This is a genomic window from Azotobacter vinelandii CA (assembly GCF_000380335.1).
Lineage (GTDB): Bacteria > Pseudomonadota > Gammaproteobacteria > Pseudomonadales > Pseudomonadaceae > Azotobacter > Azotobacter vinelandii.
In genome coordinates this window covers 1,307,669-1,324,707 of the sequence record NC_021149.1, presented here as the reverse complement: position 1 = coordinate 1,324,707, position 17,039 = coordinate 1,307,669, and the positions used below count along the sequence as shown (strand labels likewise).

Below are 17,039 nucleotides of genomic sequence, written 5' to 3'. Positions count from 1 at the left end.
CCTTATCCTGATTCATATCCGGCTGCCTCGAAGTAGTGCCTGCAGTCCTGCGCCGAGAACTGCGCAATCGCCTCGCCAATGCTCTGCCACAGCTGCGGCACGGTCCGCGCCGCCGCCTTTCTCAGCAGTGCCTTGAGCTTGGAGAAGGCCATCTCGATCAGGTTCAGGTCGGGGCTATAGGGTGGCAAGTAGCGCAGTGTGGCTCCTGCGCCTTCGATGGCCTGGCGTACCCCCGCCACCTTGTGGGCCGGCAGGTTGTCCATCACCACGATATCGCCGGGCGTCAGCTCGGGTACCAGAACCTGCCCGACATAGGCCAGGAAGACCGGGCCGTTCATGGCGCCGTCGAGCACCAGCGGCGCGCTCAGGCCATCCAGCCGCAGGCCGGCGGTAAAGGTCGTGGTTTTCCAGTGGCCGTGGGGGATCGCGGCCCGGCAGCGCTCGCCGCGAGGGGCCCAGCCTCGCAGGCGGGCCAGGTTCGTCGAAGCGGCGGTTTCGTCGACGAAGATCAGCTTGCGCCAATCGAAACCGGACTGCTCCTCGATCCATCCCTGTCGGGCTGCCTGGACGTCCGGCCGTTGCTGCTCGGCTGCATGCGCGGTCTTTTTTTGAACGTCATGGCGTGCCGGTCGAGAAACGTCCACACCGTCGCCAGGCTGACACGGACGCCACGCTCCCGTTCGAGGGTCGCGGCGAGTTCGGCCAGCGTCAGGTCGGGGGTCTGCTCGAGCAGGCCGAGCAGGTAGTCCGCATGGGGATCGAGCCGCAAGCCCCGGGGCTTACCCTGTCGGCGGGCGACGAGTTCCCCGCCTTCCCGGAAGCGCCGTACCCAGACGATCGCTGTTGCCGTCCCGACGTCGAATCGCTCGGCGGCCTGCCGAGCCGATAGCCCACCCATGGCCGCGTCGACGACGCGCCGGCGAAGGTCAATGAAATGGACTCCCCCCTCCTACGGCGTCAATGCACCAGACTGAAGTTGCTGGAAACAGCAGTCACCAGAGGAGAGCGTCCCCATGAAACTCAAGCGGATAGGCGTCGATTTGGCAAAGCAGGTGTTCCAGATTCATGGCGTCGACAGCCACGAGCAGGCGGTCTGTCGCAAACAGCTCAAACGCTCGCAAATGCTGGACTTCTTTCGTCAACTCGAACCCTGCACGGTGGCGATGGAGGCCTGCGGCAGCTCCCATTACTGGGCGCGCGAGCTGAGAGTCCAGGGACATGAGGTGCGACTGATCGCACCGCAGTTCGTCAAACCCTACGTCAAGAGCGGCAAGAACGACGCCAATGACGCCGAAGCGATCTGCGAGGCGGCCAGTCGACCGAACATGCGTTACGTCGAGGTGAAGAGCGCCGAGCAGCAGGCCGGCCAGGCCCTGCACCGGATCAGGAGCCGCCTGATCCGGGCGCGGACGGCGCTGGTCAACGAGATTCGCGGGTTGCTGGGCGAGTTTGGCCTGGTCGAGAGCCGGCACGGCGTGGCGGCTACCCGCCGACTGGCACAGGCGGCCTTGGCGGATGCCGAGAACGGCCTGCCGGGCCAGATGCGCGGGTTACTGGTGGAGTTGCAAGGCGAATTGGTCGAGCATGAAGCGCGCTTGTCTCGTCTCGACGAAACGATCCAGCGCCAGGCTCGCGAGGACGAGCGGGTGGAACGCCTGATGCTGGTCGAGGGCATCGGTCCGATCACGGCCACCGCCCTGGTGTCGGCCGTGGGCGATGCTCGCCAGTTCCGCAGCGCCCGGCAGTTCGCTGCCTGGCTGGGGTTGGTTCCTCGCCAACACTCCAGCGGCGGCAAGGAGCAGCTGGGCCCGATCAACAAGCGAGGCGATACTTACTTGCGCACGCTGCTGGTTCACGGAGCCCGAGCGGTGCTCAGGCACTGCCAGGACAAGGCGGATCGACGCAGCCAGTGGCTCCAGCGCTTGCTGTGTCGACGCAACCCGAACATCGCCACGGTCGCTTTGGCGAACAAGAATGCCCGGATCGTCTGGGCGATCCTCAGTCGGGGAGATTGCTATCAACCTGGCTGAAAATAAAATCGCAGGCTGCACAGCCTGCAAAATGTTGAGCAGTAACCAGTAGATCCACCCCGATTGCACAGTGACATGCAGCGATGACGAACCGGTCGAACCGGCATGTGTAAAGCCTGCACAGTGCGTCGGCCCCCTGCAAGCAAGGCCGCTAGATCAATCAGGCACACATGAGCGGATTTTCATCATGGCTCGGGGCAGCCAATGCCTCATCGGAAGCCGGATATACGCAAGCAGTCGTACCTACGTTCGTCGGCAGGGCAAATCACTGGCAAACCGGGGGGAGTCCATATATGCACTGTATGCCCGAGCCATTCTGGTCTCCTTGTCCGAGCGGGAGAGGAGAACCGAAATGACCAGGAAGAGCAACCCCTGTATGTCGAATTCGTATTTTCTAAAAATGCTCTAGACTTGAGCATGCCGCCAGTTGCCTCTCCCTCGATGCGACATAGGCAATTCTGGATCAATCTTTAGCTGCAACTGGCCGCTGACCGGCTGGACCATCGCCATACGCGGGCTAGCCTTATTGCGTGATCGCCAAGCGTTTTCCGCCACCGATCAGTGCCGGGATCGGGCAAGGAGCCCTTGCACTCTCATGGCGCCCAACGGTTATCCGGCAACCATCCGCTGGAGCGCAGAGCAGCGACTGCGCACACCAGGCACTCGAAGGAGGCCCGAAATCGTACGTGATCATCGCCTGCCATTTGCTGGAGAAGGACGGCACGATGGTGCGGTGGCCAATCCAGCGCAGCCATCGGCCTGCCCTCAAGGAAAACACCATGAGTCATTCTGTAGAAACCTACCATTCCGGGCCCTTTGACCTGACCCACAAACTGACGGTGGAAAAGCACGGGCATACCGCGCTGATCACCATCAATCATCCACCGGCCAACACCTGGGACCGAGACTCGCTTATAGGTCTGCGCCTACTGCTCGAACATCTCAATCGCGACGATGACATCTATGCCCTGGTGGTGGCCGGACAGGGAGAAAAATTCTTCAGTGCCGGCGCCGACCTCAAGGTGTTCGCCGATGGCGACAAGGGGCGCGCCCGGGAAATGGCCCGACACTTCGGCGAAGCCTTCGAAGCACTGCGCGATTTCCGCGGCGTCTCGATTGCTGCGATCAATGGCTATGCCATGGGTGGCGGCCTGGAATGCGCGCTGGCTTGCGACATCCGTATTGCCGAGCGGCAAGCCTTGCTGGCCCTGCCGGAAGCGGCGGTGGGACTGCTGCCCTGTGCTGGCGGCACCCAGATACTGCCCTGGCTGGTCGGCGAGGGCTGGGCCAAACGCATGATGCTATGCGGTGAACGAGTGGACGCCGAAACAGCCCTGCGTATCGGACTCGTCGAGGAGGTCGTCGAACCCGGCGAGTCCCGCGGCCAGGCTCTGCTGCTGGCAGCCAAGGTGGCCCAGCAGAGTCCGGTCGCGGTTCGTGCCATCAAGCCCCTGATCCAGGGTGCCCGCGAACGTGGTCCGAACGGCTGGCTCGCGGAGGAACGTGAGCGTTTTGTCGATCTCTTCGAAGCCGAGGATACTCATGAGGGGGTCAACGCCTTTTTCGAAAAGCGCACGCCGCAGTGGCGTAACCGCTAGAGCATTTTTGGCCTGACTAGTGGTTGTAGCCAAGCCGGGATCGGGCAGCCAAGCTGAACGGAAGCATGGGTTCGGCAAGCACTGGAGGTGGCTCATGGGATGGCGTCGAGGGCAGGCCTACGGGCAGGATCTGCGTGATCGGGTGCTGGCGGCCGAGGGCTCGATTCGCGAGGTGGCCAGGCGCTTTGCGGTGAGCGACTCCTATATGGCGCGGGCACGCTCGCGACAGCAACGGGGCCAGGTCAGTGCCGGGGTCCAGTGCAACCATGTCCCCCCTCGACTCCAGGGGCTCGAAGGGGCACTGACCGAGCGCGTGGCCGCCGCGCCCGAGCAGACGCTGACGCAGTTGTGCCAGTGGATCGAGGCCGAGCATGGCGTGCGGGTGAGCCTGACCACGATGTGGAAGACGCTGGGACGGTTGGGGCTGACGCTCAAAAAAAGACCGCGCATGCAGCCGAGCAGCAACGGCCGGACGTCCAGGCAGCCCGACAGGGATGGATCGAGGAGCAGTCCGGTTTCGATTGGCGCAAGCTGATCTTCGTCGACGAAACCGCCGCTTCGACGAACCTGGCCCGCCTGCGGGGCTGGGCCCCTCGCGGCGAGCGCTGCCGGGCCGCGATCCCCCACGGCCACTGGAAAACCACGACCTTTACCGCCGGCCTGCGGGTGGATGGCCTGAGCGCGCCGCTGGTGCTCGATGGCGCCATGAACGGCCCGGTCTTCCTGGCCTATGTCGGGCAGGTTCTGGTACCCGAGCTGACGCCCGGCGATATCGTGGTGATGGACAACCTGCCGGCCCACAAGGTGGCGGGGGTACGCCAGGCCATCGAAGGCGCAGGAGCCACACTGCGCTACTTGCCACCCTATAGCCCCGACCTGAACCTGATCGAGATGGCCTTCTCCAAGCTCAAGGCACTGCTGAGAAAGGCGGCGGCGCGGACCGTGCCGCAGCTGTGGCAGAGCATTGGCGAGGCGATTGCGCAGTTCTCGGCGCAGGACTGCAGGCACTACTTCGAGGCAGCCGGATATGAATCAGGATAAGGTAAAAATGCTCTAGTATCTCAACACACTTCAATCTGCGGATATAGGCTGCGTAGCTTGACCCTCGCATCCTGGGTGGTGAACTGCCAGTTGATCTTGGCATCGAGCTGGTTGCGGCATTGCTGCCATGCGGCGACCTCCTTGCGCATCCGCTCGAGGGAGTCGATGCGCCTGTCCAGGCACTGGCCGGCGAGTACGTTGATCTCGATTTCGGCCATGTTCAGCCAACTGCCATGCTTGGGGGTGTAGACGAACTCGAAGCGATCTCTCAGGGCCTTGGCCTGCTCGGGCATAAAGGTCTCGTACAACGAGGCGGCACTGTGGGTGTTGAGGTTGTCCATCACCAGCGTGATGCGCTCGGCCCCGGACCAGGCTTGGGCGATGTCCTGCAGGAACAGCGCCCAGTCCTGCCTTTTCTTGTACTCGGTGACCTTGGCGATGCGCCGCCCGGCCAGCGGCTCACAGGCTACGAAGACGTTGCAGGTGCCAGCGCGCTCGTACTCGTATCGCGCCCGGGATGCCCCGGTACCGCCTCGAGGGGCTCGCGCACCTGGCGGATCAGTTGCCGCGGCGTTTCGTCCATGCAGACCACCGGATGGCCTTCGTCATAGGGTCGACTGTAGACATCCAGCACCTGCTCCATGGCCGCCACGAATTCCCCGCTGGCCTTCGGCGGGATCACCCAGCCAACCTTGCGCCACGGCTTGAGTTCGTTTTTTTTAGGGCACGTCGCACCGTCTCCGACGACAGCGAGTCTACATATTCCAACTCCACCGCACGCTCGGCCAGCAGTTTGAGCGTCCAGCGCGCATGACCTTCGGGAGCAGGTCCGCAGCTCAGGGCGATCAGGCGTGCCTCGAGTTCGCCGTCGATCTTGCGGGCGTATTCGCGCCGGGGTTTCTTTCTCACCAGCACCGACTCCAGACCTTCCTGCACGCAACGCCGCTTGAGGTTGTCGATCTTGCGTTGGCTCACGCCCAGCATCTGGGCGATCTGTGCACTGGTCTTGCGCGGCCCCTGGTCTTGCGAGCGGTCGCAGGCCAGCAGGATCAGGGCGTTGATGACTTGGCTTGCCGCGGTCCTGCCTTTGCTTGTCAGCTCTTGCAACCGCGCTCTTTCTTGAGGACTGAGGATGATTCTGTAATGTTCCATGCCGACATTATGCATGACGCAGATTTAGCTGTGTCATAACACTAGGGCAGCCCACACTCCGAGCGCCCACCGGGAGGGCGGGCTTCGACTGCCCCGCATGACACGGCCATTCCGCTACGCCCAGGCCTCCTGGAGCCTGCCGCACCAACCACGGCCATCATGCCTGGCACGGGAATGATCACGGCATCCATCCCATCGGACGCTCCGAAGGCAGTCTCCGCAGGCTTTCCACCATGTACGGGCAGCCGCCCGAGCAGACGTCTCGAGTGCCCGCGTGGCGCACGAGCCGGCTCGCCCTGCGCCCCACGTGGCATCATGGATGCATTCCGAATGCGGCAAAGGCCAATATTCACTGGCCTTCGCTTGGTAGCATCCGTTCAGCATCGAAAGAGCGCACTCGCTCAGCAGTTACCCTTCTTGACCTGTCCCGGCGGACAGAAATATCCACCATGTGCTCCGCGACTATCACTCAGGTCAAGATGTACATCATTCTTCCGCTCGGTGCGAACACCTGGCGCACTCGTACTGCAACCGCTCAGCAATAAAACTGCCCCCAAAAGACACACTGACAAGCCACGCATCGGATACTCCCGAATTCTCTACCAAAGCATAAAAAACCAATAAAAATAAAGACCTACCAAGAACATGAAGACATAATCGCAAAATTTATATGGTCATTCTAAGCTTGGGCACTTTCCTTTTGCCATTACCCTTCGGCGGACTTATGCACTGGCTCGGTGAGATACCGAAATTTTGCACAATATCGGTGCACCTCCTGTCATGACCAGAGAGAAAGATCCCCGACATTGCCCTTTGTGCGACAGCCCCAACGCCTGCGCGCAGGCCAATCCAATCCAGGAGCAGACAGCCATCTGCTGGTGCTTTTCCAGAACGATCAATCCCATCGTCCTACAGGCTGTGCCAGCGGACCTGCGCGGCCGGGCCTGCCTGTGCAGCCGGTGCCTGCTGCGCTTGCAAAAAGAAACCCCTCCCGATGCGCCTTGACCGCTTTCTCGGCAACCTGCCCGACTTCAACCGCCGGAATTCACGCCTGCTCCTGGCCAGCGGACGAGTACGGGTCGATGGTCAGGTAGTTCGCGACGGCTGCAGCGAAATTCGCGAGTTCAGCAGGATCGAAGTGGACGGCAGGATCCTGCAGCCCGGCAGAGCAGCGCTTTATTTCATGCTGCACAAGCCCGCAGGAGTGGTCAGCGCCACTCGCCATGAACGGCACCGTACCGTGCTCGATCTACTGGACGAGCCGGACAGGCAGGGACTGCATCTGGCCGGGCGCCTCGACCTCGGAACCACCGGCTTGCTATTGCTCACCAACGACGGGCATTGGTCACGCCGAATCACGCATCCACGATACAAGCTGGCCAAGGTGTATTACGTGGAAACCGCCGAGCCGATCGGTGAGGAATACATCGAAACATTCGCTCGTGGCCTCTATTTCGCCTTCGAGGATCTCGTTACCCAGCCTGCCCACCTGGAACTGCTCGGCAGCCACAGTGCCCGACTGACGCTGTTCGAAGGACGCTACCACCAGGTCAAACGGATGTTCGGATACTTTCGCAACCCAGTGCTGCGCCTGCACCGGGAAAGCATGGGACCGCTACGACTGGAGTCAGAACTGCCCCCCGGTCACTATCGCCCTTTGACAAGCGAGGAAATCCAACTGATTTGAAAGAAAGCCGGAGTACCGAGAAACATGGGCGAAGCCTTCCCGGCACGAAGTACCGGCGGAAAGGCAGACGCCCCGAACGAATCGGGGCGTCTGTGGGCGATCAATCCCTACATAGGCAGGAAATCGACCGGAAACGGATCGACAGGGCTGTCGGGTAAGGAGCGACCATTGCTGGCCACCCCTCCCCTAAGAACCGTACGTGCGAGTTTCCCCGCATACGGCTCAAGCCTTTGTAAGCCCTTTCTCAATCGAAAGAGCCGGTGCCGCACTGTGTAGCTGTCGATGACAGTTGGGATGCAACAGCACCAGATTGTCCAGCTCGTCGCCTCCGCCCATGTGCCGCTTGATGATGTGGTGGATGTTCCATCCCGTCTCGAACGTGATCAACTGCTTGCACATCGGGCAGCGCTTGCTCTGGCCTAGCCACAGCCTCAGCGTTTTCCGTTTCCCTTCGTCCGATCTCCGCCAGGCGTATTCCAGCCTTTCCTCGAAGTACATCTCGTCTTCCGGGTCGTACGGATTGGCCTCCGCTCTGATTTTCTTGTGCCGCTGTATGGTTGTGTCGTCGGCGTACAGCAATGTGGCCAGTTTGCCGCTGGGATACCGCCCGGAGAACACCCAACTGCGCGTACCGATGCGCTTGAAGTATTTCTCCTTGATCCAACGTTTGCAGCGATTTCCATGTCGCCGCCTGCACCACCGCCACAACAACTTCCATATCCGGTAATCCACGTAATTGAAGGTCTGCTTGGCGACTATCGGCCGATGATAGTTGGCCCAGCCCCGGATGACCGGGTTGAGCTTGTCTATCAACAGACTGGCCGGAGCCGTCTTGTTCCCCTCGATCAACGCCTTGACCTTGGCCAGAAATGCCTTGACGTTCCGGTGAGCTGGCTTGATCAGCAGCTTGTCACCGTACTTGCGAACATTCTGGCCGAGGAAATCGAACCCCTCCGATACATGCGTGAACAGCGACTTTTCCGCCGCGAGGCTCAACCCGCGCTCCGCCATGAAGGCGGCGACGACGGGCTTCACCTCATTCACCAGCAGCTCTTTCGAGATGCCGGTGATGACGAAATCGTCCGCATACCGCACATAGTTGACCTTGGTCTTGTAGCTGGCTTTGGTGTTGCGTTGCCCGAATCGCGATTCGAGCGCCTTTTCCAGACCATCAAGCGCCAGGTTGGCCAGCACCGGCGAGATGATGCCTCCTTGCGGAGTTCCCGCCCCGGTGGGGTTCAATTGGCCGGATTCCAGGTATCCCGCCTTCAGCCATTTCCGTAAGACCGCCTTGTCCAGCGGGACGTTGGCGATCAGCCAATCGTGACTGATGTTGTCGAAACAGCCTTTGATATCCCCTTCCATGACCCACTGCGCGGAGTGCTTGCGACCGAGGTTGACGAACAATTGCTCGATTGCATCCGCCGTGGAACGGTGAGGACGAAAGCCATAGGAATTCCGGTCCGCCGTGGTCTCGGACACCGGTTCGAGCGCCAGCAGGTATAATGCCTGCATGGCCCGATCCAGCATCGTCGGTATTCCCAGCGGTCGGCGCTGGCCGTTGGCTTTGGGGATGTACACCCGCCGCAACGGCCTGGGCCGGTAGCCCGTGCGCTGTAACCGAAAAATAGCCTTCCATTTGCTTTCAGGCGTGCTCCAGGTTTCCCCGTCGACGCCCGGAGTCCTGCGACCCCGGTTTTCAGTGACCCGTTTGACCGCCAATGCCTTGGCGGCGAACGAGCGGACCAGCATGCGCTGCAAGGTTTTCACCTGCCGCCATTGCCGATTCTTGGCTGCCTTCGCGATCCGTACCTGTAGCCCTCTCACCCGCCGATGACTGGTTGCCCAGTCGATCGTGTGCCAACTGCTGGCCGGGAGGGAGGACGCAGGTACTTCCTTTTCAGACGCACTCATCTTGCTTTCCTCCAAAGAAGATTTCCCCGGAGGAGCAGCGGACGCACGTCGCCCTTGCGGGGAGTGAGTTCACTACCCCGCGAGGGATTTCTGTTCAGACGCCGCCGGTCGGACCGAACGACGCCAGCTTTTATGGCTTTACAAGCCTTTTCGCGATCAAAGACCAGTCGGAAGTGGGCACCCTTTCGGGTCGGGGCAACGGCCCCTATCCAGCCCCGTTACAGGGCGGCATTCGCTTTTTCCGACCTCCTTTACCCGCACTTTCAACAGCCTTCCTTGCGGTCGACCTGCCCCCGCTCTACCAGCCAGTGGCGAAAATACGGGCTTACCGAGTTCCATAACCATCACAAGAGTGGGTTAGGCCCTGCCTGTTCACCGGTGACTCGATGTCAGCGTGTCCCCAGATGTAAGAGGGACAACCAGTCACGCACCCTTTTGGTCGAAGCCTGTCAGCAACTTTGGCTCCATGCGGTTGACGGTGTTTATCAGCAGTTCACTTACGTTGGCCGTACCACCCAGCCTAGCGCCTCGCCCGCGTGTTGCTCGCAGGGTCTGCATGGCGCCTCGCGGCGACCACGCACCACAGACATCATGGGGCTACATTGTCAGGACGCTTCGCACCCCGCCGTTACCGGCGACGCACTGTCCCTAGGCTACTTTCTGGCTGAACAGAAGGTCTCGCGCCCCGGCCACCTTGCGGTTTTCGGGTGAGACAATGACAGCTATGGCTTGCGCCCTACGGATAGGAGCAGCCAGCTTTTGGACACGATCTCCCATACCTCCCCTGTACTCAAAACGCGAAATACAGGCTCAGTACGAATATCGTTTTATGGTCTCCACGGTGGAAGACCGGATATTTAGGCAACGAATTGCCGAATCCTTAGCGCCTTGACGGCACCCTGAATCCGGGCTTTTGTCGCCCGGATCTCGGGTTTTTAGAGCTGTTTTGCGGGAAAAGCGGCCACCAACCATGTGGTGACCGCCTAGGATGTAGCCCGCTAGGTACTCCTACCTATAGCGACTCTCGTCGCACTACATCATGCCGCCCATGCCACCCATACCGCCCATGTCCGGCATGGCTGGAGCTGCCTTGTCTTCGACAATGTCGGCGACCATGGCCTCGGTGGTGATCATCAGTCCACCGATCGAAGAAGCCGCCTGCAGCGCGGAGCGGGTAACCTTGGCCGGATCGAGGATGCCCATCTCGATCATGTCGCCGTATACGCCGCTGGCAGCGTTGAAGCCGAAGTTGCCAGAGCCCTGCTTGACCTTGTCGACCACCACGCTCGGCTCATCACCGGCATTGGCGACGATCTGACGCAGCGGTGCTTCGACGGCACGACGTAGCAGGGCGATGCCGACGTTCTGGTCTTCGTTGTCGCCCTTCAGACCCTCGATGGCCTGCAGGGCACGCACCAGAGCCACGCCGCCGCCGGGAACCACGCCCTCCTCCACTGCCGCACGGGTCGCATGCAGGGCGTCTTCGACGCGGGCCTTTTTCTCCTTCATCTCGACCTCGGTGGCGGCACCGACCTTGATCACGGCCACGCCACCGGCCAGCTTGGCCAGACGCTCCTGCAGCTTCTCGCGATCGTAATCGGAGGAGGTTTCCTCGATCTGCTTGCGGATCTGCGCCACACGAGCCTCGATGTCGGCCTGGGCACCGGCACCGTCGATGATGGTGGTGTTTTCCTTGTTCAGCACGACGCGCTTGGCGTTACCCAGATGCTCCAGAGTGGCGCTTTCCAAGCTCAGGCCGACTTCCTCGGAGATCACGGTGGCGCCGGTCAGGATGGCGATGTCCTGCAGCATGGCCTTGCGACGATCGCCGAAGCCCGGAGCCTTCACGGCAGCGACCTTGACGATGCCACGCATGTTGTTGACCACCAGGGTGGCCAGGGCTTCGCCTTCGACGTCTTCGGCGACGATCAGCAGCGGACGGCCGGACTTGGCCACGGCTTCCAGCACCGGCAGCAGCTCGCGGATGTTGGAGATCTTCTTGTCGACCAGCAGCAGCAGCGGGTTGTCCAGTTCGGCAACCATGGTGTCGGGCTTGTTGATGAAGTACGGAGACAGGTAGCCACGATCGAACTGCATGCCTTCGACGACGGACAACTCGTTCTCCAGGCCCGAGCCTTCCTCGACGGTGATCACGCCTTCCTTGCCGACCTTGTTCATGGCCTCGGCGATGATGTTACCGATGGACTCGTCGGAGTTGGCGGAAATGGTGCCTACCTGGGCGATCGCCTTGGAGTCGGAGCACGGCTTGGCCAGCGACTTCAGCTCCGCAACGATGGCGATGGTCGCCTTATCGATGCCGCGCTTCAGATCCATCGGGTTCATGCCTGCGGCAACGGCCTTCAGGCCTTCGTTGACGATGGCCTGGGCCAGTACGGTAGCGGTGGTGGTACCGTCACCGGCTTCGTCGTTGGCCTTGGAGGCCACGTCCTTCACCAGTTGGGCGCCCATGTTCTCGAACTTGTCTTTGAGCTCGATTTCCTTGGCCACGGATACGCCATCCTTGGTGATGGTCGGTGCGCCGAAGCTCTTGTCCAGGACCACGTTGCGGCCTTTCGGGCCGAGAGTGGCCTTGACGGCATCGGCCAGGACGTTCACGCCTACCAGCATTTTCTTGCGGGCGGAATCACCGAACTTGACTTCTTTTGCAGCCATTTTGATCGTTCCTCAATCTTGGATGTTCTATGGAGACTCGGGGAATCAGGCTTCGACGACGGCGAAAATTTCGTTTTCGCCCATCACCAGCAGATCTTCGCCATCGACCTTGATGGTATTGCTGCCGGAATAGGGGCCGAACACCACCTTGTCACCGACCTTCACGGCCAGCGGACGGACTTCGCCGTTGTCCAGCACACGGCCAGTGCCCACAGCGACGACTTCGCCACGGTTCGGCTTTTCCGCAGCGGAGCCCGGCAGCACAATGCCGCCGGCGGTCTTGGTTTCTTCTTCGCTACGACGAATCACGACGCGGTCATGCAGAGGACGAAGCTTCATTGTCGATCTCTCCTAGTTTTCTATCGTTTCAGCAACCGATGCCATCATCGGCCCGTTAGTAAAAGCCGGCATTGCCGGTTGCGGCCCGCAGTGCGGGACCGCAGAAGATAGCCTGTCGTCCGACAGGAACCTTGCGGTGACCGCTAGATGTGGGCACCCAAGAGCATTTCAAGAGCGGAATGGAAAAATTTTCCGCCCACCGGTCCGGTTGTCGGCCATGACGGTACAGGCCGGAAAAGCCAAGGCGCATGGGCCCATGGGGCCGATACCATGGCCAGGGAAACGCGGCTGTCCAGAAGCAGAAACCGGGGCAGAAAAGAAGAGACTCACAGGCTCAAGACCGGACGACAGAGCCCGATCGCCATCAAGGTAGCGATACTCAAGGCAACGCATACGGTCCTGCAGAGAAGGGACAGGAGACGGACACCGAATCAGTCGTCCCGGCGCTCGTACTCGCCCTCGATGACATTGGGGTGACTAGAGCGGGGGGAGGCCTCCGGACGGGACTGACCGGAGCGGGCGGCCAGATCGTCGAAGAAGGCACGACGACGCAAGGCCTGCTCCTTGGTACGCCGACGCAGCCGGTCCAGCAGGAAATGCCGCGTGAAAGGCAGCAGGCAAGGTATGGCCAGCAGGTCGCTGACGAAACCGGGCAACAGCAGCAGGCCGCCGCCGATGGCGATCAGTAACCCGTCGAGCATTTCCTGTTCCGGCAACTCGCCACGCGCCAGCCGCTCGCGGGCGCGCCAAGCGGTCGCCACACCGGCGAGGCGCAGAACCAGTCCCCCGACCAGCACGCCGAGGACGATCAGCAGCAGAGTCGGCAAAACGCCGATCGCGGAGCCGACCTTGATCATCACGGCCAGCTCAAGCAGGGGGAACAGCAGAAACAGTAGTAGAAAAGCGCGCATCAATGATTTCCCGGGCGGAAGAACGCTTCCAGTCGGTGACTAAATGGGGCTTTTCCATCGCCAATTCAAGCCTGCTCCTGCCCAACGGTTGGCCAGACCTCGGCGTGAGCCAGTTGTACCAAGGCCTGGCGAACCATGGCGGGATTATTACAAGGTGTGGAGAAGGCCAGCCAGTACAGTGCCTGACCGATACGCAGATGGAAGCCCTCGCTGTCGATGCCGACCATTTCCGCCGGCTCGTCGGCCGGCAGTCCGGCCAGTGTGACGTAATGGGCGATGGCCACGGCGTGGTCGCGGTTCATGTGCTCGATCATATCGACCTCGATCGTTCCGGCGAAGGGGTTGGCCAATTCCACGCCTTCCAGCCAGTGAATGGAACCGAAGCCGCCGATGAAACGCCAGCGCACCGGCTCCAGCACCCAGAAATCGAAGTCGTGGGCGCGATGGTAGTTTCGCGAGGCCGGAAAATAGCAGTAGTAGCGTGCAGCGGCCGCCTCGATCTGCGCCTCGTCCTGCAACGGCCGGGCTTCGGCCATGAGCGTCAGGCGCCCGGCGGCCTGCACGTCGAGCGCTCCGCGCTCGCCGACCAGCAGCGAGCACCTGCGGTCGACCTGCAGGTTGCGGGTGTGCTGGGCGATCCGGCTGATCAGGAGCAGCGGGCAGCCCGCCGCATCCAGGCAGTAAGGCACCGCCGATCCGAAAGGGAAGCCGGGGAGGCTCTGGGACAAGGTCGCCAGCGCCCCGCGGTACTCTTTGAGTAATAATTGTCGGGCATCCTTTGGATCCTTCACCTTCACGCTCACCTTATGACTCCTCGTCGAAGATCCGTCACAGCGGACAAGTGCCCAGCATAGCGAGTAACGGCACCGGCAAGGCAACAGTGAATCCATCCCAAAGAGGGATAGCAGATGCAACTGAACGATAAGGTCATCATCATCACCGGAGGTTGTCAGGGGCTGGGGCGGTCCATGGCCGAATATCTGGCGGCCAGGGGAGCGAGGCTCGCGCTGGTCGATCTCAACGCGGAAAAACTCGACGACACCGTCACGGCCTGCCGGGCGGCCGGCGGTGGCGAGGCGCGTGCCTACCTGTGCAACGTGGCCAGGGAAGAAGAGGTGATACGAATGGTCGGCCAGGTGGCCGAGGACTTCGGAGCGATCAATGGTTTGGTGAATAACGCGGGCATCCTGCGCGACGGTCTCACCGTCAAGCTCAAGGATGGCGAGTTGAGCACCCTGAGCCTGGCCCAATGGCAGGCGGTGATTGACGTCAATCTGACCGGTGTGTTCCTCTGCACACGGGAAGTGGCGGCGAAGATGGTGGAACAGGGCGACCATGGCGCGATCATCAACATTTCCTCCATATCCCGCGCCGGCAACATGGGCCAGGCCAATTATTCGGCGGCCAAGGCCGGGGTGGCAGCCGATACCGTGGTCTGGGCCAAGGAATTGGCGCGTTATGGCATCCGCGTGGCGGCCATCGCCCCGGGATTCATCGAGACGGAAATGACCGCCAGCATGCGCCCCGAGGCCCTGGAAAAGATGACTGCCAGCATTCCGCTCAAGCGCATGGGCAAGCCTGCGGAGATCGCCCATGCTGCCACTTTCATCTTCGAAAACGATTATTTCACCGGGCGCGTCATCGATCTGGATGGCGGCCTACGCCTGTAGACGACGGGCTCCGGGCGCAGGCCTGGAGCCGCTTTTCCGATACGATGCATTCCCAAGTCCCTTACAGCCCCCTCCATGAGCCCGCAGCGGAAGACGCTAGCGGGCGCCGGCAGGCCCTGTATCAGACACTGGCCCAGGTGCCACCCGGCCAGGTGGTCAGCTACGGATACCTCGCCGAACTGGCCGGACTCGGTCGGGCGGCCCGCTGGGTCGGTCGTGTCCTGGCGCAGTTGCCGAAAGACACACGCCTGCCCTGGCACCGCGTAGTCGCTGCCGATGGCCGACTCAGTCTCGCCCCGGATACCCCTGCAGGCGAAGAACAACGCGCCCGACTGCGCGCGGAAGGGCTGGTCATACGCAACAATCGCGTGGATATTCGCCGGCACGTCTGGCATCCAAATGATGCTGCGGTTAGAGTGCGCCCTTTGCCCGCCACAACGAAGCCCCATGTCCCATAAATCCTGGCGCGACGCCCTCGCTGCTTATGCCAGCCCCGCCACCTTAGCCTTGCTGATGCTCGGCTTTGTTGCCGGCTTGCCTTACATGCTGGTGTTCTCCACCCTGTCGGTGTGGCTGCGAGAAGCCGGGATCGCTCGCGAAACCATAGGCTACGCCAGCCTGATCGGCCTGGCTTATGCCTTTAAATGGATCTGGGCCCCCCTGCTCGACCAGTGGCGCCTGCCGCTGCTCGGCCGCCTCGGCCGACGACGCTCCTGGTTGCTGCTGTCGCAGACAGCGGTCGCGCTGGGGCTGGCCGGGATGGCGCTGTGCGACCCACAGCGCGCCCTGCCCTGGCTGATCGCCCTGGCGGTGCTAGTCGCCTTCGCCTCGGCTACTCAGGACATCGCGGTGGACGCCTATCGCCTGGAAATTGCCGAGGGCAGCCGCCAGGCCGCCCTGGCCGCCAGCTACATGGCTGGTTACCGGGTATCCGCCCTGCTGGCCACCGCCGGCGCCCTGTACTTCGCCGATTGGTTCGGCTCCACCAAAGGGCTCTACAATGCCTCCGCCTGGGGCTCCACCTATCTGGTGTTCGCCCTTCTGATGCTGCCCGGCCTGATCACCACCCTGCTGATGCGCGAACCCACGGTTCCCCTGCAGACCCAGCAGGAGGCGGCGCGCTTCAGCTTCAACCACCAGATGCTGTCGATCCTGGTGCTGATTGTGCTCATGGTCTCGGTTCCGGCGACCTTCACCCAGCTCTACAGCAGCGACATCCTGCTGGTGCTGCAGGGGCGCATGGGCGTGGTCGAGCTGATCGGCGAGGATCGCGCCTTCCTACGCTTTCTGCTCTATCTCATCCTCTCGACCTTGTGCCTGTCGGCCATGGGTCGGCGCAGCCTAGCGCCGGTGCTGACCCCGATCAGCGACTTCATCCAGCGTTACCGCTGGCAGGCCCTGCTGCTGCTCGGTCTGATCGCCACCTATCGCCTGTCGGATACGGTGCTCGGCGTGATGGCCAACGTGTTCTATATCGACCAGGGTTTCAGCAAGGAACAGATCGCCGGCGTCAGCAAGCTGTTCGGTCTGATCATGACCCTGCTCGGCGCCGGCTTCGGCGGCCTACTGATCGTCCGCTTCGGCATTCTGCCGATCCTCTTCATCGGCGGCGCGGCCTCGGCGGCCACTAACCTGCTGTTCCTGATGCTCACCAGTATGGGAGCCAATCTGGAGATGCTGGTAGTGACCATCTCCTGCGACAACTTCAGCTCCGGCCTGGCCACCTCGGCCTTCGTCGCCTACCTGTCGAGCCTGACCAGCCTGAAGTTCTCCGCCACCCAATACGCCCTGCTCAGCTCGATCATGCTGCTGCTGCCGCGACTGATCGGCGGCTATTCCGGCGTGCTGGTGGAAAAACACGGCTATGCCCAGTTCTTCCTGTTCACCGCCCTGCTCGGTGTCCCGACCCTCTTGCTGATTCTCTGGCAGTCGCGCCAACAACCCCTCAGCCCCGAACCTACGGAAGATGGCGACGCCGTTACCGAGCAATCCTGAAGCGCAACGCAAGCCCCCCGGCCTGGCCG

General features: G+C 61.8%; 14 protein-coding genes and 1 pseudogene. 8 read left to right on the top strand and 7 right to left on the bottom strand.

The genetic code is table 11. The features are described 5' to 3' along the window. Positions 1-2: 2 nt before the first annotated feature. A protein-coding gene (locus AVCA_RS06150; RefSeq protein WP_236616293.1) for an IS630 family transposase occupies positions 3-898 on the bottom strand; the annotation gives its coding sequence in 2 pieces (ribosomal slippage) (positions 3-604 and positions 604-898; 897 coding nt in all). Positions 899-1,013: 115 nt separating this feature from the next. On the opposite strand from AVCA_RS06150, the gene AVCA_RS06145 reads away from it, so the two are divergent. The 3 genes from AVCA_RS06145 (at position 1,014) to AVCA_RS24455 (ending at position 4,669) form a co-directional block, all read left to right on the top strand. Continuing rightward, on the top strand, positions 1,014-2,030 hold the full coding sequence (locus tag AVCA_RS06145; RefSeq protein WP_012700000.1) for an IS110-like element ISAzvi2 family transposase: 1,017 nt from the start codon (positions 1,014-1,016) through the stop codon (positions 2,028-2,030). Between the two features lie 779 nt (positions 2,031-2,809). After that, a complete protein-coding gene (locus tag AVCA_RS06140) occupies positions 2,810-3,628 on the top strand; it encodes an enoyl-CoA hydratase (RefSeq protein ID WP_041807517.1) in 819 nt (272 codons plus the stop codon). A 94-nt stretch (positions 3,629-3,722) separates the two neighbouring features. Next, positions 3,723-4,669, top strand: a protein-coding gene (locus tag AVCA_RS24455; protein ID WP_085930843.1) for an IS630 family transposase whose coding sequence is annotated in 2 segments (ribosomal slippage) — positions 3,723-4,059 and positions 4,059-4,669 — 948 coding nt in all. Because the reading frame shifts where the segments join, the coding sequence is not laid out codon by codon here. Positions 4,670-4,689: 20 nt separating this feature from the next. Here AVCA_RS24455 and AVCA_RS25920 read toward each other — a convergent pair. After that, positions 4,690-5,821 (bottom strand): annotated as a pseudogene (locus AVCA_RS25920) (IS630 family transposase). 780 nt (positions 5,822-6,601) lie between these two features. Here AVCA_RS25920 and AVCA_RS24445 point away from each other — a divergent pair. Both AVCA_RS24445 and AVCA_RS06115 read left to right on the top strand, forming a co-directional pair. Then, complete coding sequence (locus AVCA_RS24445) at positions 6,602-6,826, top strand: cysteine-rich CWC family protein (protein WP_072432525.1); 225 nt, start codon at positions 6,602-6,604, stop codon at positions 6,824-6,826. Then, entirely contained in the window at positions 6,816-7,508 is a 693-nt protein-coding gene (locus AVCA_RS06115) for a pseudouridine synthase (protein ID WP_012699996.1), read from the top strand. Before AVCA_RS24445 ends, AVCA_RS06115 begins: the two co-directional genes overlap by 11 nt. Positions 7,509-7,730: 222 nt before the next feature. Here AVCA_RS06115 and ltrA read toward each other — a convergent pair whose 3' ends face one another. The 5 genes from ltrA to AVCA_RS06090 all read right to left on the bottom strand — a co-directional run bounded on the left by ltrA (position 7,731) and on the right by AVCA_RS06090 (position 14,142). Then, positions 7,731-9,422, bottom strand: coding sequence for a group II intron reverse transcriptase/maturase (gene ltrA / locus AVCA_RS06110; RefSeq protein WP_072432526.1), 1,692 nt, complete (start codon positions 9,420-9,422; stop codon positions 7,731-7,733). Between the two features lie 1,032 nt (positions 9,423-10,454). After that, complete coding sequence (groL, locus tag AVCA_RS06105) at positions 10,455-12,095, bottom strand: chaperonin GroEL (RefSeq protein WP_012699994.1); 1,641 nt, start codon at positions 12,093-12,095, stop codon at positions 10,455-10,457. Between the two features lie 45 nt (positions 12,096-12,140). Further along, positions 12,141-12,434, bottom strand: a complete 294-nt coding sequence (locus AVCA_RS06100; protein ID WP_012699993.1) for a co-chaperone GroES — start codon at positions 12,432-12,434, stop codon at positions 12,141-12,143. A gap of 431 nt (positions 12,435-12,865) precedes the next feature. Continuing rightward, positions 12,866-13,345 carry an FxsA family protein gene (locus AVCA_RS06095; protein WP_012699991.1) on the bottom strand — a complete coding sequence of 160 codons (480 nt, stop codon included), beginning with the start codon at positions 13,343-13,345 and terminating at the stop codon, positions 12,866-12,868. Positions 13,346-13,410: 65 nt separating this feature from the next. Next, positions 13,411-14,142 carry a HugZ family pyridoxamine 5'-phosphate oxidase gene (locus AVCA_RS06090; protein ID WP_175555906.1) on the bottom strand — a complete coding sequence of 244 codons (732 nt, stop codon included), beginning with the start codon at positions 14,140-14,142 and terminating at the stop codon, positions 13,411-13,413. A 111-nt stretch (positions 14,143-14,253) separates the two neighbouring features. Between AVCA_RS06090 and AVCA_RS06085 the strand changes: the two genes are divergently transcribed. The 3 genes from AVCA_RS06085 to AVCA_RS06075 are packed head-to-tail and all read left to right on the top strand — an operon-like array spanning position 14,254 to position 17,010. Next, positions 14,254-15,015 (top strand): SDR family oxidoreductase, encoded by a 762-nt coding sequence (locus AVCA_RS06085; RefSeq protein ID WP_012699989.1) that lies wholly within the window; start codon positions 14,254-14,256, stop codon positions 15,013-15,015. Between the two features lie 44 nt (positions 15,016-15,059). Continuing rightward, a complete protein-coding gene (locus AVCA_RS24440) occupies positions 15,060-15,473 on the top strand; it encodes an MGMT family protein (protein ID WP_072432527.1) in 414 nt (137 codons plus the stop codon). Beyond that, positions 15,463-17,010 (top strand): AmpG family muropeptide MFS transporter, encoded by a 1,548-nt coding sequence (locus tag AVCA_RS06075; RefSeq protein WP_012699988.1) that lies wholly within the window; start codon positions 15,463-15,465, stop codon positions 17,008-17,010. Before AVCA_RS24440 ends, AVCA_RS06075 begins: the two co-directional genes overlap by 11 nt. Positions 17,011-17,039: the final 29 nt, after the last annotated feature.

Excerpts from the sequence above, each read along its gene's own strand:
- AVCA_RS06085 (WP_012699989.1), top strand. The coding sequence starts at position 14,254 with ATGCAACTGAACGATAAGGTCATCATCATCACCGGAGGTTGTCAGGGG.
- groL (WP_012699994.1), bottom strand. The coding sequence starts at position 12,095 with ATGGCTGCAAAAGAAGTCAAGTTCGGTGATTCCGCCCGCAAGAAAATG.
- AVCA_RS24440 (WP_072432527.1), top strand. The coding sequence starts at position 15,060 with ATGCATTCCCAAGTCCCTTACAGCCCCCTCCATGAGCCCGCAGCGGAA.
- AVCA_RS06100 (WP_012699993.1), bottom strand. The coding sequence starts at position 12,434 with ATGAAGCTTCGTCCTCTGCATGACCGCGTCGTGATTCGTCGTAGCGAA.
- AVCA_RS06140 (WP_041807517.1), top strand. The coding sequence starts at position 2,810 with ATGAGTCATTCTGTAGAAACCTACCATTCCGGGCCCTTTGACCTGACC.
- AVCA_RS06095 (WP_012699991.1), bottom strand. The coding sequence starts at position 13,345 with ATGCGCGCTTTTCTACTACTGTTTCTGCTGTTCCCCCTGCTTGAGCTG.
- AVCA_RS06075 (WP_012699988.1), top strand. The coding sequence starts at position 15,463 with ATGTCCCATAAATCCTGGCGCGACGCCCTCGCTGCTTATGCCAGCCCC.
- AVCA_RS06115 (WP_012699996.1), top strand. The coding sequence starts at position 6,816 with ATGCGCCTTGACCGCTTTCTCGGCAACCTGCCCGACTTCAACCGCCGG.
- AVCA_RS06145 (WP_012700000.1), top strand. The coding sequence starts at position 1,014 with ATGAAACTCAAGCGGATAGGCGTCGATTTGGCAAAGCAGGTGTTCCAG.
- ltrA (WP_072432526.1), bottom strand. The coding sequence starts at position 9,422 with ATGAGTGCGTCTGAAAAGGAAGTACCTGCGTCCTCCCTCCCGGCCAGC.
- AVCA_RS24445 (WP_072432525.1), top strand. The coding sequence starts at position 6,602 with ATGACCAGAGAGAAAGATCCCCGACATTGCCCTTTGTGCGACAGCCCC.